The sequence below is a fragment of the Streptomyces sp. NPDC001568 genome (assembly GCF_042893755.1).
Lineage (GTDB): Bacteria > Actinomycetota > Actinomycetes > Streptomycetales > Streptomycetaceae > Streptomyces.
Map to the genome: position 1 here is coordinate 331,743 of NZ_JBIAVF010000007.1, position 21,984 is coordinate 353,726.

Below are 21,984 nucleotides of genomic sequence, written 5' to 3' on the forward strand. Positions count from 1 at the left end.
CTATCCGGGGGGTGGTTCGGGGGGTTCCGCGGCTACTATCCCGGTTCGTGTGTGACGTGGGCCCTATGGGGCGGCTCACCTCGCGGGACCCCGGATCTCACTCTGCGTGGCGATCCGTACCCCTTCGAGGGGGGTGGTTCGGTGTCTGAATCGGGTGGGAATCGAAGGAAATCGGTGGGTCGAAGGCCGCTTTTCGTGTGGCCCGCCGCAGAGCCTTCAGCAGCGTGGCGCCCAGGGTGAGGGTGAGGACGACCGTCAGGGCGGCCCGGCCCAGGTCCCAGCCCACCGACGTCGCCAGGCAGTACGCCACGAAGCGCGCGAGGTTCTCCCCGACGGGGTCCCCGGGGTGGAAGGAGATGCCCTGGCCCATGCCCTGAAGGATCACCCAGCCCTGCAGGTTCATGATCGTGCCGTACGCGAACGAGCCGAGGAACCCGTACGCCGCGAGCATCGCCAGCTCGGCCCGCCCCCGGATCCGTACGGGACCCGGCAGGAGCCCGGCGCCCAGCGAGAACCAGCCCAGGGCCAGCATCTGGAACGGCATCCACGGCCCCACCCCACCCGTGAGCAGGGCGGACGCGAACATGGTGACGGAGCCCAGGACGAAGCCGAAGCCGGGGCCGAGGACCCGGCCGCTGAGCACCATCAGGAAGAACATGGGCTCCAGCCCGGCCGTGCCCGCGCCCAGCGGTCTGAGCGCCGCCCCGACGGCGGCCAGTACGCCGAGCATCGCGACGGCCTTGGCGTCCATGCCCTGGTCGGCGATGGTCGCGACCACCACGGCCACGAGGAGGGGCAGCAGGGCGGCGAAGAGCCAGGGGGCGTCCTGGGAGTGGGCCAGCCCGGACCGGCGGTCCGCGAGCAGGGGCCAGCCGAAGGCGGCGATCCCGATGAGCGTGACGAGGACGAGGGCCGCGGCGGCCCGGGGACCGACGCGGACGGGACGGTTCGAGGCCGGACGGCCCTCGGTGGACCGCGTCGGCGTGGACCGCGTCGGCGTGGGGCGGGTCGGCACGGGGCGGGTCACGTCGTCCGCTCCCCGTCCCGCGGGGCCGCGTCGGAGTCGATCGTGTCCAGGGCGGCCGCGACCTGGTCGACGGTGAGCCAGTGGCCCGGGGCCAGGACCTTCGCGACCTGCGGGGCGAAGGCCGGCGAGGACACGACGACCTCGGCGGTCGGCCCGTCCGCGACGACCTCGCCACCCGCCAGGATCACGACCCGGTGCGCCAGATCGGCGGCGAGTTCGACGTCGTGGGTGGCCAGCACGATGGCGTGGCCACCGCCGGCCAGTTCCCGCAGCAGCCCGACCAGCCGGGCCTTGGCCGCGTAGTCCAGGCCACGGGTCGGCTCGTCGAGCAGGAGGAGGGCGGGGCGGCCGGTGAGGACCAGGGCCAGCGCGAGGGTCAGCCGCTGCCCCTCGGACAGGTCCCGCGGGTGGGTGTCGTCGGGAACGTCGGGCAGCAGGGCGCTCACCAGGTCGCGGCAGGTGCCCGGCGCGGCCCCGGCGTCGGCGTCGGCGGCGGCGCATTCGGCGCCGACGGTGTCGGCGTAGAGGAGGTCGCGGGGCTCCTGCGGTACGAGGCCCACCCGGCGCACCATCTCGCCCGGCGGGGTGCGGTGCGGGGCGAGGCCACAGACCGTGACGGAGCCGGAGGACGGGGGGAGCGTGCCGACGAGGGCTGCGAGCAGGGTCGACTTGCCGGCGCCGTTGCGGCCCATGAGGGCGACGGTCTCGCCGGGTGCGACGGTCAGGGTGACGTCGCGCAGCACCTCGACCCGGCCGCGCCGGACTCCGAGCCCGTCGACGACCGCGGCCGGCGCGCCCACGGCCCCGCCCGCACGATCCGCAGCGGTGGCCGGACCCGAACCCGGACCCGAACCCGGACCCGAACCCGGACCTGACCCCGAACCCGAGGCAGACCCCGGGGACCGCCGCAGCAGCCGCCCCAGGAACCGTCCGACACCGGAAGCCGGGGCAGCCCCCGCGCCACCCGCGCCACCACCCCCACCCCCCAGGCCCGGCCCCGCCACGACGGGGGCGGCGCCGGCCGCAGGACTCGTACCGTCCAGCCGCGCCCGGAGCGGGGCGGCCAGGCGGCGGGCGTCGCGGACCGACAGGGGGAGCGGGGACCAGCCGGCGAGGCGGCCCAGCGAGACCACCGGCGGGTGGACGGGGGAGACGGCCATGATCTCCGCCGGGGTGCCGAGCACGGGAGCCGCGCCCGGCGACGGGAGCAGCAGCACGCGGTCTGCGTACTGGACGACCCGCTCCAGGCGGTGCTCCGCCATCAGCACGGTCGTCCCCAGGTCGTGGACCAGGCGCTGCAGGACGGCCAGGACCTCCTCCGCCGCGGCCGGGTCCAACGCCGACGTCGGCTCGTCCAGGACCAGCACCCGCGGGTGCGGCGTCAGGACCGAGCCGATCGCGACCCGCTGCTGCTGACCGCCGGAGAGGGTGGCGATGGGACGGTCGCGGAGTTCGTTCAGCCCCAGCAGGTCCAGCGTCTCCTCCACCCGGCGCCGCATCACCGCGGCCGGCAGCCCCAGCGACTCCATGCCGTACGCCAGCTCGTCCTCCACCACGTCCGTCACGAAGTGCGCGAGGGGGTCCTGGCCGACGGTGCCGACCACGTCCGCGAGCTCGCGCGGCTTGTGGGTCCGCGTGTCGCGGCCGGCGACCGTGACGCGTCCGCTCAGCCGGCCGCCCGTGAAGTGCGGGACCAACCCCGACACCGCTCCCAGCAGGGTCGACTTGCCGACGCCCGACGGGCCGACCAACAGGGTCAGCTCGCCCTCCGGGACGACGAAGTCGGCGTCCCGCAGGCACGGCCGCCCGGCGCCCTCGTACGTCACCGACACCTGCTCGAAGCGGATCACCGGGAGGACTCCTTGGACGGTACGGGTGCCACGAAGGCGGGAAGCAGGCCGATGAGGACCGCCGCGGCGGGCCACAGCGGGAGCGCCGGCCACACCAGCGGCACCACCCCCGGCCGCAGGCCCTCCGGATCGACCGAGCCCGCGTGGATCAGCAGGGCCGCGACCGCCGCCCCCGAACCCGCGACGAGCCAGGCCCGCGGCCCCCACCGGTCCGGCCGGTAGCGGGTACGGATGCTGCGCCGTCCGCCCAGCCGCAGCCCGGCCAGGGCCAGGGCCAGGCCGATGCCGAGCACGGGCAGCCCGTACGCGGCGCCCTCGGCCGCGAGCAGTCCGTACGTGCCCGCGCACAGGCCGAGCAGGCCGCCCAGGGTGAGGACGTTGGTGGTGTGCCGGACGGCGGGCGGCACCTGGGCCGTGCGGCCGTAGCCGCGCGCGTCCATCGAGGCGGCTACGGCCACCGACCGCTCCAGCGCGCCCTCCAGCACCGGCAGACCGATCTGCAGGACGGCCCGCACCCCACCCGTGGGGCGCCCGCGCAACCGGCGGGCGGTCCGCAGCCGGACCACGTCGGCGACCATGTTCGGCGCGAACGTCATCGCGACGACCACGGCCACGCCGGCCTCGTACAGGGCGGCGGGCAGCGACTTCAGCAGCCGCGCCGGATTGGCGAGGGCGTTCGCGGCGCCGACGCAGATCAGCAGCGTCGCCAGCTTCGCGCCGTCGTAGAAGGCGAACACCAGCTGTTCGGCGGTGACCCGTCCGCCGAAGCGGATGCCCTGCGCCCAGGCGGGCAACGGCACCTCGGGCAGGGTGAACAGGAGGTGCGCGCCCGGGATGGGGGAGCCGAGCAGCATGGAGAAGACGAGGCGCAGGCCGATGACGAACAGGCCGAGCTTGACGAACGCCCCGTAGGAACGGGCCCAGGGCGCGTCGGTGCGGCGCGCGGCGACCACGTACCCGGCGACGCCGACGATCATCCCGAGCAGCAGCGGATTGGTGGTCCGGGAGGCGGCGGTGGCGAGCCCGAGGGCCCACAGCCACCAGGCCCCCGCGTGCAGGGCGTTGCCCCGCCCGGCCTCGGGAGCCCGCCACGGCAGGCCCTTCTCGTACGAGGACCCGTGCACCCCGCCCACCCGCGACCCGGCACCGGGCCCGGCCGGGGCCGTGCGGTCGGCCGCGGGGCCGTGGGGGGCGGGCGCGTCCGCGCGGCCCGTCATCGCCTGCGGCGGCGGGACTGCCAGACGCCGGCCGCGGCCAGGGCGGCGATCGCCGCGATGCCCGCGACCAGCCCCACGGAGGGGCCGGAGTCCTGAGCGCCGCCGGCCGCCGGCGGCGGGCTCTGCGCGGCCGGAGTACCGGAAGCCGTCGGGGCGCCGGCGCCGGACCCGGAGTCGGCGATGGGCTCGCCGCACCCGGTCCGGGGGAAACCGGAGATCCCGCACAGCATCGCCGAGCCGTTGTAGCGCAGCGGCTTCGCGACCTCCGCCAACGCCTCCGCGGCCGTGGCGGCGGGGGCCACCTGGGCGCAGACGGCGCGCGGGGCGTCCTGCGGGAGGCGCTCACCGGCGGGGGCGTCCTCGGGCACGCCGAAGTCGATGACCAGTGCCACCCGCTTCTTCCCGGCGGCCGGGGCGGTGTCCGCGCAGACGGCCGCGAAGTCCGCGGCGGCGCGGGGCTGCGCCGCCTCGGCGGCGGCGTCCTTGCTCACGGAGAAGCGGAAGCCGATCACGGCGCCGTCCGCCGGGCGGGCCGTCGACGGGCCCTGGGTGGCGTAGGCCCACCGGGCGTCCGCGCCGTCCCAGAACGACCAGTAGCGGTAGCTCGCCGCCACGGCCGGGGAGGCGGCGAACAGGGTGAGGACCAGGCCGAGGACACCCAGGACCGCGCCGGCGAGGGCCGACGGACGGCGGCGGCTCACAGCTGGTTCTTCTTGCGGCGGCCGCTCAGCAGGATGCCGATGCCCATGCCGGCCGCGGCGCCCGCACCGACGATCCACCAGATGTTCTGGTTGCCGGAGCCCTCGTCGTCCTTGGACTCGACCTTCGTCGCGTCCGTCTTCGACGCCTGCGGCGCGGGGCCCGTGGCGTTCAGCGCCGACACCAGGTCGGTGCCGCCGAAGGCCTTCGGGTCGGTGCCCGTGGCGTGCGCGGCGAGGATCAGGGTGCCGAGCGCGGCCGGGTTGCCCTTGGACCACTCGGCGGAGTTGCCCTTGAGCCACTCCAGCGCGCCCGCCGCCGATTGCCGGTGCCCGGCCGCGGCCAGGGCGATCACCGCGTCGGCGGTGTTGCCGGTGTCGGCGGTCGGCTGGTCGGCGCCCGGGGTGACGGCCGTCAGCCGGCCGTCCTTCTTCAGCGCCTCGGCGAGGTAGCCGGCCGCGCCCTGGGCGGCGCCCGCCGGATCCGTCGCACCGGCCGGGCAGGCCAGGGCGGTGGCGGGGGTGTCCGTGGCGGCCGGCTCGACGACGATGCCCTTGCCGAGTGCGGCCAGCGCGGCGGCGGCCGTGGCGTCGGCGTTCGCGGCGAGCTTGCCGTCGGCCGGCTGGTACCCGAAGGCGCCCCGGTCGGCCGCCGGCTCGGTGGCGCAGCCCAGCTGGAAGGAGAGCAGACCGTCGTAGGCGGACTTGCCCGCCTTGGACTTGACGTCGGCCGGCTTCTCACCGGCGACGGCCAGCGAACTGATCACGAGCGAGGTGGAGCTGCCCTCGCTGGGGGAGCCGGGCACGTAGCTCCAGCCGCCGTCCTCGTTCTGGACGGTCTTCAGCCAGTCCACGGCCTTCTTCACCGTGGCGTCCTGGCCGCCCAGCGTCTTCAGGGCCTGCACGGCCACGGCGGTGGCGTTGGTGTCGAGCATGGTCGTCGCGTCGCAGGCCTTGGCGGCGTCGGCGCGGAAGGAGGCGAAGCCGCCGTCCGCGCACTGCTGGGCGACGAGCCACCGCACGGCCTCGGGGGACGGCTCGGCGCCGGCCGTCCGCTGGGCGAGCAGCGCGACGGACTGCCGCCACACGCCGTCGTACGTCGGATCGGCCTTGCCGAACAGGCCCGACGGGATGACCGGGGGCGCCGACGGGGACGGAGGCGCGGTGTCGGCGAGGGCTGCGGGAGCGGCACCCACGCAGAGCACGGCGGAGGCGGCGAGCGCGGCGGCGCTGCGGCGGACGTTCATGGGGGGCGGGTGCCTCTCGTGCTGGGGAACGGAGACAGGCACACGCGGGTACCGGGCTCCGGCTCCGTTTACCTCGACGGTGCCGGCCGTCGGAGGATCCGACGGCACGAGCCGCGCACCTCCGCCACGGGGCAATCCGGCTTCCCGCGCGGGCGGGTCACGGTTGCGGGTCAGCGCCGGATTCGCACCGGCTTCCCCCCGTACGGAGATGTGGACGACGCCTTCACTGTACCGGCCCGTAACCGGCGGCCCCGGGGGCACCGCCCCGCCGGGACGCGGGGGCGGGGCCGGGCGCACACGGGGGCCGGGCCCGGGCCCGGTCGCTCACACGGCCCGGTACGTCACCGGGTCCGTGCCCGGTACCGCTTCCGCCCGACCCTGCTTGACCAGCCGCCGCAGGTGCGCCTCCGCTTCCGAGACGGCGATGGTGCGGGAGCCGTACGGGATCTGCTCCCAGGGACGGTTCCACTCCATCCGCTCCGCCAGCGCCCACGGGGTCAGGGGTTCGGCGAGCAGCCGCCACAGGCCGGTCAGCCGGTCCTCGTGGTGGTCGAGGAGCTCCCGGACGCGGCCCGGGGCGTCGGTGAAGGCGTGCTGGTGCGCGGGCAGCACCTCGGCGGGGTCCAGCCGGCCGATGCGTTCGAGGGAGTCGAGGTAGTCGCCGAGGGGGTCGGTGACCCGCTCGTCGGAGGGGTCCTCGTAGAGGCCGATGTGCGGCGAGATGCCGGGCAGCAGGTGGTCGCCGGAGAACAGGCGGCCGTTGCCGGGGAGGTTCGCCGGGTGCTCCTCCTCCAGATGGAGGCAGACGTGGCCGGGGGTGTGGCCGGGGGTCCAGATGGCCCGCAGTCGGCGTCCGGCCAGGGGCAGCAGCTCGCCCGGGACGATCTCCCGGTCGGGCACGGCGGCCCGCAGCCCGGGCAGCGTCCGCAGCCGGCCGCTCGCGCGGGCGGCGCGCAGCGGGGCGACGTGCTCCTCGGGAGCGCCGGCGGCGGCCAGCTTCTCGCTCATGTAGTCGTACCAGACGCCGGGTTCGGCGGAGCGGGTGCGCACGACGACCTCGGTGTCGGCGGCGTGCATCGCGATCCAGGCCCCCGAGGCCTCCCGTACCTGTCCGGACAGGCCGTGGTGATCGGGGTGGTGGTGGGTGATGACCACGCCGTGGACGTCGGAGACGGCCAGCCCGAGCGCGCCGAGCCCGGCGCCGAGGGCGTCCCAGGAAGCGGGGTCGTCCCAGCCGGTGTCGATGAGGACGGGACCGCGATCGGTGTCGAGGACGTGGACGAGGGTGTGCCCGAGCGGATTGTCGGGGATCGGGACCTTGATGCCCCGGACACCCCCGCCGTGGTCGGTGACCTGCGGTGTCACGTGTGCCGTGTCCTCCGGCATGTCCTCTGGCATGAGGCTCCCCTGTCCGCTGACAAGAACTTGTTCCAGTAGTAGCCCAAGTCGACCATCATCGGGGCTCCCTGACTAGTCGTAACCGCCCCTTGGATCTTCGCGGCGGGTTCGGCCCGACGGTTCCGCCCAAGCCACCGCGGCGGTTCCGTCCGGGCCGTGGACTCCTCTAACTAGAACTGGTATCAGTTCGGGAACGCCAAGCCCCAGGAGGCCTCAGCCATGACCGAGCTCGTGGAACACGGACAACTGTTCATCGGCGGGCAATGGACCGACCCGCTGGGCACCGACACCCTGCGCGTCGTCTCCCCCCACACCGAGCAGGTCATCGGCAGCGTCCCCCACGCCTCCCGCGCCGACGTGGACCGCGCCGTCACCGTCGCCCGCAAGGCGTTCGACGAAGGCCCCTGGCCCCGCATGACCCTGGACGAACGGATCGCCGTCGTCACCCGCATCAAGGACGCCATCGCCGTCCGCCACGAGGAGATCGCCCGCTCCATCAGCTCCCAGAACGGCTCCCCGTACTCCTGGAGCATCCTCGCCCAGGCCCTCGGCCCGATGATGGTCTACGACGCCGCGATCACCGTCGCCCGCGACTTCCCGTACGAGGAACACCGCCAGGGCGTACTCGGCCCCATCCTCGTGCGCCGCGAACCCGTCGGGGTCGTCGCCGCCGTCATCCCCTGGAACGTCCCCCAGTTCGTGGCCGCCGCCAAACTCGCGCCCGCGCTGCTCACCGGCTCGACGGTGATCCTCAAGCCCTCCCCGGAGGCGCCGCTCGACTCCTACATCCTGGCCGACATCGCACGGGAGGCCGGGCTGCCCGAGGGCGTCCTGTCGATCCTGCCCGCCGACCGCGAGGTCAGCGAGTACCTCGTCGGCCACCCCGGCATCGACAAGGTCGCCTTCACCGGCTCCGTCGCCGCCGGCCGCCGCGTGATGGAGGTCGCCGCGCGCAACCTGACCCGGGTCACCCTGGAACTCGGCGGCAAGTCCGCCGCCGTGATCCTGCCCGACGCCGACCTGGACACCACCATCGCCGGGATCGTCCCGGCGGCCTGGATGAACAACGGCCAGGCCTGCGTCGCCCAGACCCGCGTCCTGGCACCGCGCGCCCGCTACGACGAGATCGCCGGCGCCCTCGCGGCGGCGGCCGGCGCCCTCGTCGTCGGCGACCCGCTGGACCCCGCGACCCAACTCGGCCCCCTCGTCGCCCGGCGCCAGCAGCAGCGCTCGCTGGACTACATCCGCATCGGCCAGGAGGAGGGCGCGAAGATCCTCACCGGCGGTGGTCGTCCCGCGGGCCTGGAACGAGGCTGGTACGTGGAGCCCACCCTCTTCGGCGACGTCGACAACTCGATGCGGATCGCCCGCGAGGAGATCTTCGGCCCGGTCGTCTGCCTCATCCCCTACGGCGACGAAGCGGAGGCCGCGCGGATCGCCAACGACTCCGAATTCGGCCTGAGCGGCAGCGTCTGGACGGCCGACACCGAACACGGCATCGACTTCGGCCGCCGCATCCGCACCGGCACCTTCAACGTGAACACCTTCAGCCTCGACATGCTCGGCCCCTTCGGCGGCTACAAGAACAGCGGCGTGGGCCGCGAGTTCGGCCCGGAGGGCCTGAGCGAGTACCTGGAGCACAAGATGATCCACCTCCCGGCCGGCTACGCCCCCGGCGCCGCCGAGGCGGGAGCCTGATGGGGGACCGCTGGCAGGTCGAGGTCGACCGGGGCGTCTGCATCGGCTCCGGCATGTGCGTCAACCACGCCCCGGACGGCTTCTCCCTCGACTCGGCCCGCCAGTCGCACCCCCGCACCCCCCAAACGGACGCGAACGAACCCACCCTCACGGCAGCCGAAGGCTGCCCGGTGGAAGCCATCCTGATCACCCTGGCCACAACGGGCGAACCGGTGTTCCCGCCGGAGGAGTGAGGGGGTGGGGGCGTGATCATGGCGGTCGGCCGGGGTCGGGGGTGGTCGGTGCGCCCTGGGTCGGGGTCGGGTGTGGTCCGGGGGCTTCCCGCCAGTCCACTGTCCTTCCGTTTCGGTCCGGTCCCTCAAGGGCGCTCCCTGCGGTCGCGTCGCTTCGCGATGGCCTTCGGCCACCCTTGACCGACCGGCCCGAAACGAAATGCCAAAGACTGTCGGGAAGCCCCCGAGGAACGGCATGGGGGACGAGTAGGCAGGAGCGGGCCCGTCAGTGACGAGACGAGGAGACGGGCGTCGGCCGGCAGGGCATGCGGGCACGTCACAGCCCCTCTCCACGCCCGACAGACGACCCAAGACCCCCTACCCGCCCGTCAGGACGACCACATCAACCGGGATTGCGCGCATCCCCGCCTCCATGCACTCCAGGTTGATCTGGTCGTCCTGACGGGCAGGTAGTGGCCCTGGGCCGCGCTCGTGGTCCTGCCGCAGGACTGTGACGTCCCCACGTGCCCAATCGGCCGACGCCCGGCCCCTCGTCTCGTCACTGAGGGACCCGCTCCTGCTCATCCGTCCCCCGTGACCGTTCTTTTGGGGGGTTCCCGTCGGTCTTCGGATTTTCGTGGCGGGTCGGTCGGTCAAGGGTGGCCGTAGGCCATCGCGAAGCGACGCGACCGAAGGGAGCGCCCTTGAGGGACCGGCCCGACGCGGAGAGACGATGAGACCGGCGGGAACCCCCCAAACCCTCCCTGATCCGGATCACGGGCACCCCGCCCACCCCCGACCCCGCCCAGCAGGAACCGACCCCGCACCCCGGACCCCACCCACCGGATCCGGACTAACTTCCCGCAGCCCCCGCCACCCCGGCCCCCGCCCCCGCTCCCGCCCCCGTCAAGTCGATGAGGCGGCAGACCGTTTCGATGTCGATCTTCACCTGGGCGATCGACGCGCGGCCCGACAGCCAGGTGATGAGGGCCGAGTGCCAGGTGTGTTCGATGACGCGGACCGCCGAGAGCTGTTCCGCCGTCGGGGTGGCGTCCAAGCCCATCGCGTCGAGGATGATGGCCGTCGTCAGGCGGGAGACGGTGTCGACCTCCGGGCTCACGCTGCGGTCCGCGAAGGTCAGGGCGCGGACCATGGCGTCCGCGAGGTGCGGTTCGCGTTGCAGCGCGCGGAACGCGCGCATCAGGGTCTCCGCGACCCGGGCCGCGGGGTCGTCGCCCGCCGGCGGGCGCTTGCGCAGCGTCGTGTGCATGTGTTGGAGCTGGTCCTGCATCGTCGCGACGAGCAGGTGCACCTTGGAGGGGAAGTACCGGTACAGCGTGCCGAGGGCGACGCTGGACAGCTCGGCGACCTCCCGCATCTGCACGGCGTCGAAGCCGCCGCGGCTGGCCAGCTGCGCGCTCGCGTGCAGGATGCGACGACGGCGGGCCTCCTGGCGCTCCGTCAGGGGAGGGGACGCCGGCGTGGTGACGGCCTTCGCTTCCGCTGTCATGTGTCCCGCTCCATGGCGTTCCGTGGGCTGTTCCGTGGCGTCGCTGGTGGTGCTGCGCAGGGCTGATCCGGTCATCATCGGGGCATGATCCGGGATCAGCATGTCAGGCGCCCGAGTCGTGGCGCGAATCACCTGCTCCGCCTCTTACGGTGTGGTTTCCGGCCGGTAGATTCAATGGTCTTCAACGGATCAAGTCTGAAACTTGTTCTACATTATCCGAGCGGTTACGCTCCGGCGAAAGTCGCAGGCAGAAGGGGGCCGAGAGTGACCGCTGAGGCCATCGTGACGAGCCCTTTCGCGGGTTCCGCCACCGACGGCGACCGCCCGCTCCGCATCGCGCTCCTCACCTACAAGGGGAACCCGTTCTGCGGCGGTCAGGGCGTCTACGTCCGGCACCTCTCGCGTGAGCTCGTCCGCCTCGGACACTCCGTCGAGGTCATCGGTTCGCAGCCCTACCCGGTGCTCGACACGGGCGCCACGCTCACCGAGCTGCCGAGCCTGGACCTGTACCGCAGCCCCGACCCGTTCCGTACGCCGAAGCGCGACGAGTACCGGGACTGGATCGACGCCCTCGAAGTCGCCACGATGTGGACGGGCGGCTTCCCCGAGCCGCTGACGTTCTCGCTGCGCGCCCGGCGCCATCTGCGCGAGCGCGCGGGCGAGTTCGACGTCATCCACGACAACCAGACCCTCGGCTACGGGCTGCTCGGCGACCTCGGCGCCCCCCTCGTGACGACGGTCCACCACCCCATCACCGTCGACCGGCGGTTGGAGATCGACGCCGCCAGGAGCCGCAAGCAGCGCCTGTCCGTGCGGCGTTGGTACGCCTTCACCCGCATGCAGGGCCGTGTCGCCCGCAGGCTGCCGTCCGTGCTGACCGTCTCGGGCTCCTCCCAGCAGGAGATCGCCGAGCACCTCGGCGTCCGCGACGACCGCATCCACGTCGTCCACATCGGCGCCGACACCGACCTGTGGTCGCCCGACCCCTCCGTGGCCGAGGTGCCCGGTCGGATCGTGACGACCTCCAGCGCCGACGTCCCCCTCAAGGGGCTCGTCCACCTCGTCGAGGCCCTCGCCAAGCTCCGTACCGAGCGGCCCGACGCGCACCTCGTCGTCGTCGGCAAGCGTGCCGAGAGCGGACCCGTCGCCCGCGCGATCGAGACGTACGGGCTCCGGGACGCGGTCCGCTTCGTCAAGGGCATCACCGACGCCGAGCTCGTCGACCTCGTGCGCGGCGCCCAGGTCGCCTGCGTGCCCTCCCTGTACGAGGGCTTCTCGCTGCCGGCGGCCGAGGCCATGGCCACCGGCACCCCGCTGGTCGCCACGACCGGCGGTGCCATCCCCGAGGTGACCGGCGCCGACGGGGAGACCTGTCTGGCCGTGCCGCCCGGCGACGCGGGGGCGTTGGCCGCCGCGCTGGGCCGGATGTTGGGCGACGCCGCGCTCCGCGAGCGACTCGGGGCGGCCGGGCGGGAACGGGTTCTGTCCCGGTTCACCTGGGCCAAGGCCGCCGAGGGCACCGTCGCGCACTACCGCGCCGCGATCGCACAGGCGACCATCACACAGGCTGCCGTCGGCCGGTCCGCCGTCGACCCGACCGGGGCGGCCACCACCCGTACCCACGGGCCGCGCTGAGCTCGGACCGCCACCGCAGCTCCATGAGCAGTCCTTTCCACCCCTTCCACCCCTTCCACCCCCGCGACAGCGAAGGCAGGACCCCGTGCTGACCGTCGATTTCTCCCGGTTCCCGCTCGCCGCAGGCGACCGTGTACTCGATCTGGGCTGCGGCGCAGGCCGGCATGCCTTCGAGTGCTACCGGAGAGGCGCCCAGGTGGTCGCCGTCGACCGCAACGGCGAGGAGATCCGCGAGGTGGCCAAGTGGTTCGCCGCCATGAAGGAGGCCGGTGAGGCCCCCGCGGGCGCCACCGCCACCGCGATGGAGGGCGACGCGCTGGCGCTGCCGTTCCCCGACGACTCCTTCGACGTCGTGATCATCTCCGAGGTGATGGAGCACATCCCCGACGACAAGGGCGTCCTCGCCGAGATGGTCCGCGTCCTGAAGCCGGGCGGCCGCATCGCGATCACCGTGCCGCGCTACGGCCCGGAGAAGATCTGTTGGGCGCTGTCCGACGCCTACCACGAGGTCGAGGGCGGTCACATCCGCATCTACAAGGCGGACGAGCTGCTCGGCAAGATGGAGGCGGCCGGCCTCAAGCCGTACGGCACCCACCACGCGCACGGCCTGCACTCCCCGTACTGGTGGCTCAAGTGCGCCTTCGGCGTGGACAACGAGAAGGCGCTGCCGGTCAAGGCGTACCACAAGCTCCTGGTCTGGGACATCATGAAGAAGCCCCTCGCGACCCGACTCGCCGAGCAGGCGCTGAACCCGGTGATCGGCAAGAGCTTCGTGGCGTACGCGACGAAGCCGCACCTGCCCGTCGGCGCCACGCAGTGACCGCGCCCCGGCGCACCGCACCCGAGCACCTGGTCCTGGACGGCGTACTGACGGCCGAGGAGGCCGCCCTGACGGTGGAGGGGATCCTCGCAGCGCAGCGTCCGGACGGGGCCATCCCGTGGTTCCGGGGCCACCACCTGGACCCGTGGGACCACACGGAGGCCGCGATGGCCCTCGATACGGCGGGCGAGCACGAGGCCGCGGAGCTGGCGTACGACTGGCTGGCCCGGCACCAGAACCAGGACGGTTCCTGGTACGCGGCCTACGCCGACCGGCCCGAGGGGGTGGACACCGCGGAGCCGCAGGACGCGAGCCGGGAGTCCAACTTCGTCGCGTACATAGCCGTCGGCGTCTGGCACCACTACCTGGCCACCGGGGACGACCGGTTCCTGGACCGGATGTGGCCGGCGGTCTACGCGGCGGTGGAGTTCGTCCTGGCCCTCCAGCAGCCCGGCGGTGAGATCGGCTGGAAGCGGGAGGCGGACGGCGTCGCGGTGACGGACGCCCTGCTGACGGGTTCCTCCTCCATCCACCAGGCCCTGCGCTGCGCGCTGGCGATCGCCGATCACCGGGGGGACCCGCAGCCCGACTGGGAGCTGGCGACGGGTGCGTTGGGGCACGCGATCCGCAGGCACCCGGAGCGGTTCCTCGACAAGTCGCACTACTCGATGGACTGGTACTACCCGGTGCTGGGCGGCGCGCTGTCCGGCCCGCAGGCGAAGGCGCGGATCGAGGCGCGCTGGGACGAGTTCGTCGTCCCGGACCTCGGGGTCCGCTGCGTCCTGCCGAACCCGTGGGTGACCGGCGGGGAGTCCTGCGAACTGGCGCTGTCCCTGTGGGCGATGGGGGAGTCGGACCGGGCGCTGGAGATCCTGCGCTCGATCGGACACCTGCGCGCCGACAACGGCATGTACTGGACGGGCTACGTGTTCCAGGACCGGGCCGTGTGGCCGGTGGAGCAGACGACCTGGACGGCGGGGTCGCTGCTGCTGGCCGTCGCCGCGCTCGGCGGTGACGGCGCGACCGGCGAGGTCTTCGGCGGGCTCACGCTCCCGGTGGGCCTGGAGCCGGACTGCTGCCGCGGCTGAACGGGAACGCCGGCTGAGCCGGGCCCCCGGCCGAGCAGGAACGTTCGTGCCCGCCCCGCCGGGCTGCGGGGCGGGCACGGGTGCCCGGAGGACGGGGTCGGCGGGGTTGGCCCCATGGGCCCTCCGGGCGGGGTCGGTCACGCGGACCTCCCCGGTCGGGGGTCAGCGGCGGGCCATCCATCCGGCGATGGCGTGGCCGACGAGGACGTAGACGACGGCGGCCAGGCCGTAGCCGACGATGACCCGCGCCGTTTCACCGTCGATGGTGAACAGGTCTCGGGACCAGCTCGTCAGCCAGTCGGCGATGTCGCGCACGAGGGCGACCAGGCTGTTGCCCTGGTTGGCGTCCAGGAGCCACAGCACGATCCACAGGACGATGAGGAATGCGGCCACGTCCGCGACGAGGGCGATGGCTCGGGCGGGGCCCGCGCCGCGGGCGGCTCCGCGCGTATGTGCTCGGGTGTGTGGGGACATGACAAGCGTGTTGCCCCAGGATCGCGGTCCAAACCCGAACGGGTCGCCCAACTGGCGCAGCCGCACGGCCGGGGCGAGGCTGCGGGGGACACCCCCGTCCCCGGAGGAAACCGTGTCCGTACTCGTATCCAGTACCGTCCGATTCCGCCGCACCCTCACCGCGGTGATCCTGTCCTGCGCGCTGTTGGGCGCTGCGACCGCCTGCGGCGGCAGCAGCGGCGACAGCGCGCGGCAGCCGGAGCTGTCGTCCGCGGCGGCGGCCGAGCTGGCCGTCCTCGCGGCGGCGGAGCCGGCGGCTGCCGAAGCCGATGAGCTGGCCGCGGCGACGCCGACGCCGACCACGCCCGCCGAGAAGCAGAAGTTCGCCAAGACGCGCTTCGTCGCCAACGCCGGCCTCGCGGCCGGGGCGACGTACCAGTGGATCATCAAGCCGTACCAGGCCGGCAAGTTCAAGAAGGGCGCCTCGGGCCGTACCTTCGCGCTGATCAAGGCCGGTCTCGCCGGTGCCTTCGCCTACAACCGGCTGAAGGCGGCGGCCGACAACGCCAAGGGCGACCCGCTGCTGTCGAAGGCGATGGGCCCGCTGACGGCGGGCATCGAGTCCCTCAAGGGCCTCGGCACCAAGCTCCGCAAGGGTCAGGCCGGTGACGCGGACATCAGCTCCTTCCAGGACGTCATCAACGGGGTGAAGAACGCGGGCCAGAGCGCCGGCGCCCCGGTGAAGGACCAGGTGCCGAGCCTGTCGCAGCTCGGCGGTTAGGCAGGGCCGCGCCTCGCGCGCGGGCGGGCCGGACGGGGCCGGTGGGCCGGCGTCCGGCCCGCCCGCGTTCCCGGGCTGTTTCAATGGTCCGTGTGATCGAATTCGTGGTGTTGGCCGTCGTGGCCGCCGGAGCCGGCTGGCTCGTCCGCCGCAAGCACCGCACGCGCCGGGCTGCCGCCAAGCCGGCGGGCATCCCGTGCATGGCCCGCCACCCGGCCGGCGAGGGCCGCTGGCGGATGGGCCGGGTGTACGCGGACGGGGGCGAGGTGCCGCGCTGGGAACCCCGGCGCGGCGAGGCCGTACCGCTGGCGGGGGCCCGTTCGACCGGCGTACGGGTGCCGACCGTGCGCGAGGGCATCTCCATCAACCCCGGCTCGCGGATCGTGGCCTGTGTCCTCCAGGGCGGCGGGGAGATCGAGATCGCCGTCATGCCCCTGGACGTACGGGAACTGCTGGAGGCCGTCCCCGAGTAGCGGGGCTCCCGATCGGCCGGTGGGGGCCGAAGAGCCCGTTCAGTCGTTCAGTTCCGCCAGGACGCGCAGGGTGTGGGGGTCCGGGGCGGTGACGAGCAGGTCGGTGACGGGGCCCTTGCGCCACAGTTCCAGCCGTTCCGCGATCCGTTCGCGGGGGCCGACGAGCGAGATCTCGTCCGCGAAGGCGTCCGGGACGGCGAGGACGGCCTCCTCCTTGCGGCCGGCGAGGAACAGCTCCTGGATGCGCCGGGCCTCCTCCTCGTAGCCCATCCGGGCCATCAGGTCGGCGTGGAAGTTGCGGGCCGCGTGCCCCATGCCGCCGATGTAGAAGCCGAGCATGGCCTTGACCGGCAGCAGGCCTTCGGCGACGTCCTCGCAGACCTTGGCCCGGGCCATCGGGGCGATCATGAAGTTCTCGGGGAGGTCGCCGAGGGAGGCCTGGTAGACGTCGGTGCGGGTGGGCGACCAGTAGAGCGGCAGCCAGCCGTCGGCGATCCGGGTGGTCTGGGCGATGTTCTTGGGGCCCTCGGCGCCCAGCAGCAGCGGGAGGTCCGCGCGCAGCGGGTGGGTGATCGGCTTGAGGGGCTTGCCGAGGCCGGTGCCGTCCGCGCCGCGGTAGGGGTGGCTGTGGAAGCGGCCGTCGACGACGACGGGCGCCTCGCGGCGCAGCACCTGGCGGATGACGTCGACGTACTCGCGGGTGGCGGTGAGCGGGCTCGACGGGAACGGGCGCCCGTACCAGCCCTCCACGACCTGGGGTCCGGACAGCCCGAGGCCGAGCATCATCCGGCCGCCGGAGAGGTGGTCCAGGGTGAGGGCGTGCATGGCGGTGGCGGTGGGGCTGCGGGCGGCCATCTGCGCGATCGCGGTGCCCAACCGGATCCGGGAGGTGTGTGCGGCGATCCAGGTGAGCGGGGTGAAGGCGTCGGAACCCCAGGCCTCGGCGGTCCAGACGGAGTGGTAGCCGAGCCGTTCGGCTTCGACGGCGAGGTCGAGGTGGGCGGGTGAGGGCCCGCGGCCCCAGTACCCGAGTGCGAGTCCGAGCCGCATGGAGGTCCCCTCACCAGTGTCTGACGATGCGTCAGGTGACTGTAGGGCAACGGCCCCCCGCCCGGAAGGGTGGGGGGCCGTGAGCGCTGTCCCGGCGGGCCGGGAGGCGTGGCTCAGCCGCGCTGGATGCCCGAGGTGTCGTTCAGGACGCCGCGGCGTCCGTCCTGGGTCTGCGCGATCAGCGTGGCGGGGCCGCGCTGGTCGACGGCCAGGTACCAGGTGCCGGGCGCGAGCTCGGCGATCGGGGTGGGGGAGCCGTCCTCACCGAAGAGGGGACGGGCCACCGGTACCGCGAACCAGAACGGCGTGAAGTCCGCCGCCGGGGTCGGGGCGGGCGCCGGGGTGGGCTGGTGCCCCGCGTGGCCCGCGTGGTCCTGCGGGCCGGGCGCCGGGTTCGGGGTGCCGCCGTAGGGCGGGGCGGGCTGCGGGGTGGAGCCGTACGGCTGGGGCTGCTGCCCGCCCGGGTAGCCGTAGCCGGCGCCCGGCTGCTGCTGCTGGCCGCCGTACGGCGGGACGGCGGCGGGCCGCGGCTCCGGTACGAGCTTGCCGGCGAGGGCGGGGAGCTTGGATCCGGCGATCGCGACACCGGCCAGGACCAGGGTCGCGAGGAAGGCGATGATGCTGCCGGCGCCGAGGTCGGCCCCGGCCGGGCTGGTGATCAGGGACCACAGCGAGGCCCAGGCCGCGGAGACGGCCAGCACGGTGCCCCACGCCGACAGCGGCAGGCCCGCGAGCTTGCGGCCCTCGGGCTGGAGGCGGGAGAAAACGAGCAGGCCGGCCGCGATGAAGCCGGTGAGGAAGATGGAGGGCAGGACCAGCCGGTAGACGTCGGTGTCCCACGCGCTCGGGAGGTCCAGGCCGGTGGCGGAGTAGAAGTCGAGGAACGAGGCGATGAACAGCAGCGCCGCTGCTCCGATCACCACGCCGTCTCCTCGAGTGAGGGAGCGGATGTTCACTTCTCAGGTGTCCTTCTCGGTCTCGGTCGTCTCGTGGTGCCGCGGTCGCAGATCAGGGCTGGAGCGGGGCGGGCGGCACCATGGTACGGAGGTTTTCCGTGACCGGGCTGACCGGGGCGGCGGGCCGCCCGGTGGGACTACCCGCCGAGGAACCCGACGATGCCGTCGGCGATGCCCTGCGCCGCCTTCTGCCGCCACTCCGGACTCGTCAGCAGTGCGGCGTCCTTGGCGTCACGCATGTTGCCGCATTCGATGAACACCTTGGGCCTGGTCGAGAGGTTCAGTCCGCCCAGATCGTCCCGGACCACCAAACCGGTACCGGATCCGAGGTAGTTGGCGGGCCCGGAGCCGGTGGCCCGGGCGAAGTTGCCGGCGATGCGCTCGCCGAGCGTGCGCGACGGTCCGACGATCTTCGAGGTGTCCGCGGAGCCGCCCCGGACCTTGGCCGGGAGGATGACGTGGTAGCCGCGGCTGCCCTCGGAGACCCCGTCCGCGTGGACCGAGACGACCGCGTCGGCCTTGGCCTCGTTGCCGATGCGGGCCCGCTCGTCGATGCAGGGGCCCCACGGGCGCTCCGGGCCGGCCTCGTGGGTGAAGAGCACCTTCACCCCGCGCGCCTCCAGGACCGTCCGCAGCCGGCGCGACACGTCCATCGTGAACTCGGCTTCCATGTAGCCGGAGTTGGTGGTGGTGCCGGTCGTGTCGCACTCCTTGCGGTTCGTGCCGATGTCGACCTGGCGGTTGATCTCGCGGGAGTGCTTGAAGTTGCCGGTGTTGTGTCCGGGGTCGATGACCACCGTCCGGCCCGCGAGCGGGTCGGGGGCGGCGGCGGGCGCGCCCGGCGAGCCGGAGGCGAGGGGAGAGCCCGACGGCAGGGGCGAGCCCGACGCGGCGGGGGAGGCGGGCGCGGCCGGGGCGCTCGGGGCGCTCGGGGAGGCGCCGGCCTTGCCGTCCGCGCCCCCCGGGGCGGTGTGCGAGGCGGGCTGCGGCGCCACCCGGGCCCGCGGGTCGCCGGAGGCCGGTCCGGCCAGGGTCTGGGTCAGCACCCAGCCGGCCAGGCAGGTCGGCGCGAGCACCGCCGCCGCGACCGCGAGGGTGGAACGACGGGTGTACCAGGGCCGGTCCGGGCTGATCGACGAGCCGGACTCGGGGGACGGGGGGCTGTTGTCGTAGCGCACCTCGCGATGCTAGAACGCCCGACCGTCGCACGAAGGGACCATGCGCCATTCGAGGGCGCGGTGCGCTTATCGGTTAAACGCCGGGTGACGTGCGGGCCGGCCCGATCCCCGCTCCGGTACGGCGCAGGACGCGCAGCGAGTCCGTGACGGAGATCTCCTCGAAGGCACCCGACGCCAGCGCCCGCAGGTAGATCCGGTAGGGGGCCTGCCCGCCGTCGGCCGGGTCCGGGAACACGTCGTGGATGACGAGCGTGCCGCCCTCCGCGACGTGCGGCGCCCAGCCCTCGTAGTCGCCCGTCGCGTGCTCGTCGGTGTGGCCGCCGTCGATGAAGACGAGGCCGAGCTCGCCGCCCCAGGCGGCGGCGACCTGCGGGGAGCGGCCGACGATCGCGATCACGTGGTCCTCCAGCCCGGCCCGGTGCAGGGTCCGGCGGAAGGTGGGCAGGGTGTCCATCAGCCCGACCTCGGGGTCCACCACCGTCGGGTCGTGGTACTCCCAGCCCGGCTGCTGCTCCTCGCTGCCCCGGTGGTGGTCGACGGTGATGGCCGGTACGCCGGCCTCGCGGGCGGCGTCCGCGAGCAGGAGGGTGGAGCGGCCGCAGTACGTCCCGACCTCCAGCAACGGCAGCCCGAGCGCCGCCGCCGCGGTGGCGGCCTCGTACAGGGCGAGGCCCTCCCGTACGGGCATGAAACCCTTGGCGGCCTCGAAGGCGGCGAGGGTCTCCGGCTTGGGGGTGGCCATGTCGTTCCTCCTGAGCTGCGGATCAGTGGCGGCCCATGCTGCCCTACCCGCTGGTAGGACGCTACGGCCGGGGTGCGCGCGGCCGGCCGCCGGGTCAGCGCCCGAAGAGGCGGGCCAGGCCGGCTCCCAGCTCCGACCTCCGGTCCTCCCGCAACGCCCGCCGCAGTTCGGTACGGGTCTCCGTGGCCTCCTGCGTCAGCCAGTGGGTGTTGCCGGCCGTCAGCTGGAGGCGGTGCAGCAGCGGTTTGAGGAGATCCAGTGCGCGGTCGGGGTTCCCCGCCTCGCCGATGCTGCGGATCACCCGGTGCGCCATCACCGCGTCGCCGTGCGTCGCGAGCGCCTCCGGGTCGGGGTACAGCCACAGGTAGAGCCGGGCGGCCGTGTCGAAGTCGCCGACCAGCCAGGCGTCGTGCGCCAGGCGTCGCCTCACGTCCAGCAGTACCGGGCTGTCGGCGGGCAGGCGGCGGTCCAGGTCGGGCAGAAGCGGAGTGAGCCAGGCCCGCTCGGCGTGCGCCTGCGCCGCGGTCTCCGCGCCGCCGCGGCCTCCCTCGCCCCGCTGGAGGGCTCCGGTCAGGTGGTAGCGGGCGGTCACCGTGACCGGGTGGCCGGTGCCCAGGACCCGATCGGCCTGCTCGATGACCTCGCGCAGTTCCGCCTCGTGCCGGCGACCGTCGCCGGGCCCGTGGGCGGCGGCCTCGCCGACGTGCGTGGCGCGCGCCTCGATGGTGTCCGGATGCTCCAGCCCGAGGACCCGGACCATCCTCGGCAGGATCCGCTCCAGATCGGTGGCGGAGTGCCCGCGTACGGACATGGCCCGGTGGTACGCGGCGCGCACGGTCAGGGCGTCGTGCGCGCCGATCTCCTCCGACAGGTCGGTGACCAGCACGCCCAGCCGGGCGGCGATGTCCGTCGGAGCGTCCGCCAACAGTTGCGCCAGTCGCCGTTCCAGCATGGCCCGGACCGGGTCGCCGGCGGCCGTGTGCACGGTCGGCGAGTACGACGGCGGGGGCGGGAACGGCGCGAAGGCGTCGGCGACGGCCCGCGGGGCGGCGTCCCGCACCGGCGCCACCGGCCCGGCGATCTCCTCCAGCCTGCGGACCACTTCCCGGGCGCTTTCCGGCCGGTCGTCCGGAGCCTTGGCGAGGAGGTCGCGCACGAGGACGTCCAGTGCGGGCGGCAGCCCCTCCCGTACGGAACAGGGCAGGGTCGGTTCGGTCATGAGGTGCTGGGCGAGCAGTTCGTGCACCGCCCCGCCGGGGAAGGGCAGCCTGCCGGTGAGCAGTTGCGTCAGTACGCAGCCGAGGGCGTAGAGGTCGGCGCGTCCGTCGACGGGGACGCCGGTCGAACCGCCCGTCCAGCGTTCCGGGGCCATGTACGGGAACGAGCCGATGATCATGCCGGTGGCCGTCAGGTCCGTGGTGGGCGAGCCGTGGGACTTGGCGATCCCGAAGTCGAGGACCTTCGTGACCCCGGTGTCGGTGACCATCACGTTGCCCGGCTTGACGTCCCGGTGGACGATCCCGGCGTCGTGCGCGGCCCCGAGCGCGTCCGCGATCCGCGTGACCCACTCCAGGGCGTCCGCGAGCGGGGGCACACCGGCGTCCAGGACCTGGGCGAGGCTGCGGCCCCGCAGGAGTTCCATGACCAGGAACACGGCGTCACGCCCACCGTGTCGGGTGCGCCCGAAGTCGTGGATGGTGGCGATGTTGGGGTGGGCGAGGTTCCCGGCGAGGCTGGCCTCCCGCTCGAAGCGGCGCGTGTCCTCGGGCGTCTCCGGGAAACCGATCTTCACGGCGACCCAGCGGCCCACCCGACTGTCCTTGGCCCGCCAGACCTCGCCGAAGCCGCCCTTGCCGAGCAACTCGGCGAGTTCGTAGCGCTCCTCGATGGTTGTGCCCACGTCCCCGGCCCCCGTACCCCTTGATCCACTTGCCCGCAGGCATTATCCCCG

The 21,984-nt window shown here is 73.8% G+C and carries 20 protein-coding genes and 1 riboswitch; of the genes, 7 read left to right on the forward strand and 13 right to left on the reverse strand.

The annotated features are described in order from the left end of the window. Positions 1-97: 97 nt before the first annotated feature. The 6 genes from ACFY0I_RS15810 to ACFY0I_RS15835 form a co-directional block, all read right to left on the reverse strand. Complete coding sequence (locus ACFY0I_RS15810) at positions 98-1,027, reverse strand: ECF transporter S component (RefSeq protein ID WP_388895158.1); 930 nt, start codon at positions 1,025-1,027, stop codon at positions 98-100. Then, positions 1,024-2,877 (reverse strand): ABC transporter ATP-binding protein, encoded by a 1,854-nt coding sequence (locus ACFY0I_RS15815; RefSeq protein WP_388895161.1) that lies wholly within the window; start codon positions 2,875-2,877, stop codon positions 1,024-1,026. Before ACFY0I_RS15815 ends, ACFY0I_RS15810 begins: the two co-directional genes overlap by 4 nt. Further along, complete coding sequence (locus ACFY0I_RS15820; RefSeq protein WP_388895164.1) at positions 2,874-4,094, reverse strand: energy-coupling factor transporter transmembrane component T; 1,221 nt, start codon at positions 4,092-4,094, stop codon at positions 2,874-2,876. The genes ACFY0I_RS15815 and ACFY0I_RS15820 overlap by 4 nt, the downstream gene beginning before the upstream one ends. After that, on the reverse strand, positions 4,091-4,795 hold the full coding sequence (locus tag ACFY0I_RS15825; RefSeq protein ID WP_388895167.1) for an SCO2322 family protein: 705 nt from the start codon (positions 4,793-4,795) through the stop codon (positions 4,091-4,093). Before ACFY0I_RS15825 ends, ACFY0I_RS15820 begins: the two co-directional genes overlap by 4 nt. Then, entirely contained in the window at positions 4,792-6,039 is a 1,248-nt protein-coding gene (locus tag ACFY0I_RS15830) for a prenyltransferase/squalene oxidase repeat-containing protein (RefSeq protein WP_388895170.1), read from the reverse strand. Before ACFY0I_RS15830 ends, ACFY0I_RS15825 begins: the two co-directional genes overlap by 4 nt. 129 nt (positions 6,040-6,168) lie before the next feature. After that, positions 6,169-6,237: riboswitch (cobalamin riboswitch) on the reverse strand. Positions 6,238-6,363: 126 nt separating this feature from the next. Further along, positions 6,364-7,437: an MBL fold metallo-hydrolase gene (locus tag ACFY0I_RS15835; RefSeq protein WP_388895173.1), complete on the reverse strand. Its 1,074-nt coding sequence runs from the start codon at positions 7,435-7,437 to the stop codon at positions 6,364-6,366. 219 nt (positions 7,438-7,656) lie between these two features. Here ACFY0I_RS15835 and ACFY0I_RS15840 point away from each other — a divergent pair, with 219 nt between their 5' ends. Both ACFY0I_RS15840 and ACFY0I_RS15845 read left to right on the forward strand, forming a co-directional pair. Then, positions 7,657-9,135, forward strand: a complete 1,479-nt coding sequence (locus tag ACFY0I_RS15840) for an aldehyde dehydrogenase (protein ID WP_388895176.1) — start codon at positions 7,657-7,659, stop codon at positions 9,133-9,135. Then, the gene (locus ACFY0I_RS15845) at positions 9,135-9,368 is read left to right on the forward strand and encodes a ferredoxin (RefSeq protein ID WP_362883843.1); all 234 of its coding nucleotides are present in this window, start codon (positions 9,135-9,137) and stop codon (positions 9,366-9,368) included. Before ACFY0I_RS15840 ends, ACFY0I_RS15845 begins: the two co-directional genes overlap by 1 nt. Before the next feature lie 832 nt (positions 9,369-10,200). On the opposite strand, the gene ACFY0I_RS15850 is transcribed toward ACFY0I_RS15845, so the two are convergent. Next, positions 10,201-10,857: a TetR family transcriptional regulator gene (locus ACFY0I_RS15850; protein ID WP_388895179.1), complete on the reverse strand. Its 657-nt coding sequence runs from the start codon at positions 10,855-10,857 to the stop codon at positions 10,201-10,203. Positions 10,858-11,121: 264 nt separating this feature from the next. On the opposite strand from ACFY0I_RS15850, the gene ACFY0I_RS15855 reads away from it, so the two are divergent. From ACFY0I_RS15855 to ACFY0I_RS15865, 3 genes are all read left to right on the forward strand, one after another. After that, a complete protein-coding gene (locus tag ACFY0I_RS15855; RefSeq protein WP_388895182.1) occupies positions 11,122-12,492 on the forward strand; it encodes a glycosyltransferase family 4 protein in 1,371 nt (456 codons plus the stop codon). Positions 12,493-12,577: 85 nt separating this feature from the next. Then, positions 12,578-13,312: a class I SAM-dependent methyltransferase gene (locus ACFY0I_RS15860; RefSeq protein ID WP_388895185.1), complete on the forward strand. Its 735-nt coding sequence runs from the start codon at positions 12,578-12,580 to the stop codon at positions 13,310-13,312. Then, the gene (locus ACFY0I_RS15865; RefSeq protein ID WP_388895188.1) at positions 13,309-14,400 is read left to right on the forward strand and encodes a prenyltransferase; all 1,092 of its coding nucleotides are present in this window, start codon (positions 13,309-13,311) and stop codon (positions 14,398-14,400) included. Before ACFY0I_RS15860 ends, ACFY0I_RS15865 begins: the two co-directional genes overlap by 4 nt. Positions 14,401-14,562: 162 nt before the next feature. Here ACFY0I_RS15865 and ACFY0I_RS15870 read toward each other — a convergent pair whose 3' ends face one another. Further along, the gene (locus ACFY0I_RS15870) at positions 14,563-14,874 is read right to left on the reverse strand and encodes a hypothetical protein (protein WP_362883834.1); all 312 of its coding nucleotides are present in this window, start codon (positions 14,872-14,874) and stop codon (positions 14,563-14,565) included. A gap of 112 nt (positions 14,875-14,986) precedes the next feature. Here ACFY0I_RS15870 and ACFY0I_RS15875 point away from each other — a divergent pair, with 112 nt between their 5' ends. Together ACFY0I_RS15875 and ACFY0I_RS15880 are read left to right on the forward strand one after the other, a co-directional pair. Further along, complete coding sequence (locus ACFY0I_RS15875) at positions 14,987-15,634, forward strand: hypothetical protein (RefSeq protein WP_388895191.1); 648 nt, start codon at positions 14,987-14,989, stop codon at positions 15,632-15,634. A gap of 92 nt (positions 15,635-15,726) precedes the next feature. Further along, positions 15,727-16,107, forward strand: coding sequence for a hypothetical protein (locus tag ACFY0I_RS15880; RefSeq protein ID WP_388895194.1), 381 nt, complete (start codon positions 15,727-15,729; stop codon positions 16,105-16,107). A gap of 39 nt (positions 16,108-16,146) precedes the next feature. Here ACFY0I_RS15880 and ACFY0I_RS15885 read toward each other — a convergent pair whose 3' ends face one another. The 5 genes from ACFY0I_RS15885 to ACFY0I_RS15905 all read right to left on the reverse strand — a co-directional run bounded on the left by ACFY0I_RS15885 (position 16,147) and on the right by ACFY0I_RS15905 (position 21,933). Then, positions 16,147-17,157, reverse strand: coding sequence for an LLM class F420-dependent oxidoreductase (locus ACFY0I_RS15885; protein ID WP_388895197.1), 1,011 nt, complete (start codon positions 17,155-17,157; stop codon positions 16,147-16,149). Between the two features lie 113 nt (positions 17,158-17,270). Next, a complete protein-coding gene (locus ACFY0I_RS15890; protein WP_388895200.1) occupies positions 17,271-18,113 on the reverse strand; it encodes a DUF5336 domain-containing protein in 843 nt (280 codons plus the stop codon). 137 nt (positions 18,114-18,250) lie between these two features. Next, complete coding sequence (locus ACFY0I_RS15895; RefSeq protein ID WP_388895204.1) at positions 18,251-19,291, reverse strand: N-acetylmuramoyl-L-alanine amidase; 1,041 nt, start codon at positions 19,289-19,291, stop codon at positions 18,251-18,253. A gap of 73 nt (positions 19,292-19,364) precedes the next feature. Continuing rightward, positions 19,365-20,033, reverse strand: a complete 669-nt coding sequence (locus ACFY0I_RS15900) for a class I SAM-dependent methyltransferase (RefSeq protein ID WP_388895207.1) — start codon at positions 20,031-20,033, stop codon at positions 19,365-19,367. A 94-nt stretch (positions 20,034-20,127) separates the two neighbouring features. Then, positions 20,128-21,933, reverse strand: coding sequence for a protein kinase (locus ACFY0I_RS15905; protein ID WP_388895210.1), 1,806 nt, complete (start codon positions 21,931-21,933; stop codon positions 20,128-20,130). Positions 21,934-21,984: the final 51 nt, after the last annotated feature.

What these genes read in the sequence shown, in the direction of transcription:
- ACFY0I_RS15820 (WP_388895164.1), bottom strand. Translation starts at nt 4,094, where the DNA reads ATGACGGGCCGCGCGGACGCGCCCGCCCCCCACGGCCCCGCGGCCGAC.
- ACFY0I_RS15830 (WP_388895170.1), bottom strand. Translation starts at nt 6,039, where the DNA reads ATGAACGTCCGCCGCAGCGCCGCCGCGCTCGCCGCCTCCGCCGTGCTC.
- ACFY0I_RS15835 (WP_388895173.1), bottom strand. Translation starts at nt 7,437, where the DNA reads ATGCCAGAGGACATGCCGGAGGACACGGCACACGTGACACCGCAGGTC.
- ACFY0I_RS15840 (WP_388895176.1), top strand. Translation starts at nt 7,657, where the DNA reads ATGACCGAGCTCGTGGAACACGGACAACTGTTCATCGGCGGGCAATGG.
- ACFY0I_RS15845 (WP_362883843.1), top strand. Translation starts at nt 9,135, where the DNA reads ATGGGGGACCGCTGGCAGGTCGAGGTCGACCGGGGCGTCTGCATCGGC.
- ACFY0I_RS15850 (WP_388895179.1), bottom strand. Translation starts at nt 10,857, where the DNA reads ATGACAGCGGAAGCGAAGGCCGTCACCACGCCGGCGTCCCCTCCCCTG.
- ACFY0I_RS15870 (WP_362883834.1), bottom strand. Translation starts at nt 14,874, where the DNA reads ATGTCCCCACACACCCGAGCACATACGCGCGGAGCCGCCCGCGGCGCG.
- ACFY0I_RS15885 (WP_388895197.1), bottom strand. Translation starts at nt 17,157, where the DNA reads ATGCGGCTCGGACTCGCACTCGGGTACTGGGGCCGCGGGCCCTCACCC.
- ACFY0I_RS15900 (WP_388895207.1), bottom strand. Translation starts at nt 20,033, where the DNA reads ATGGCCACCCCCAAGCCGGAGACCCTCGCCGCCTTCGAGGCCGCCAAG.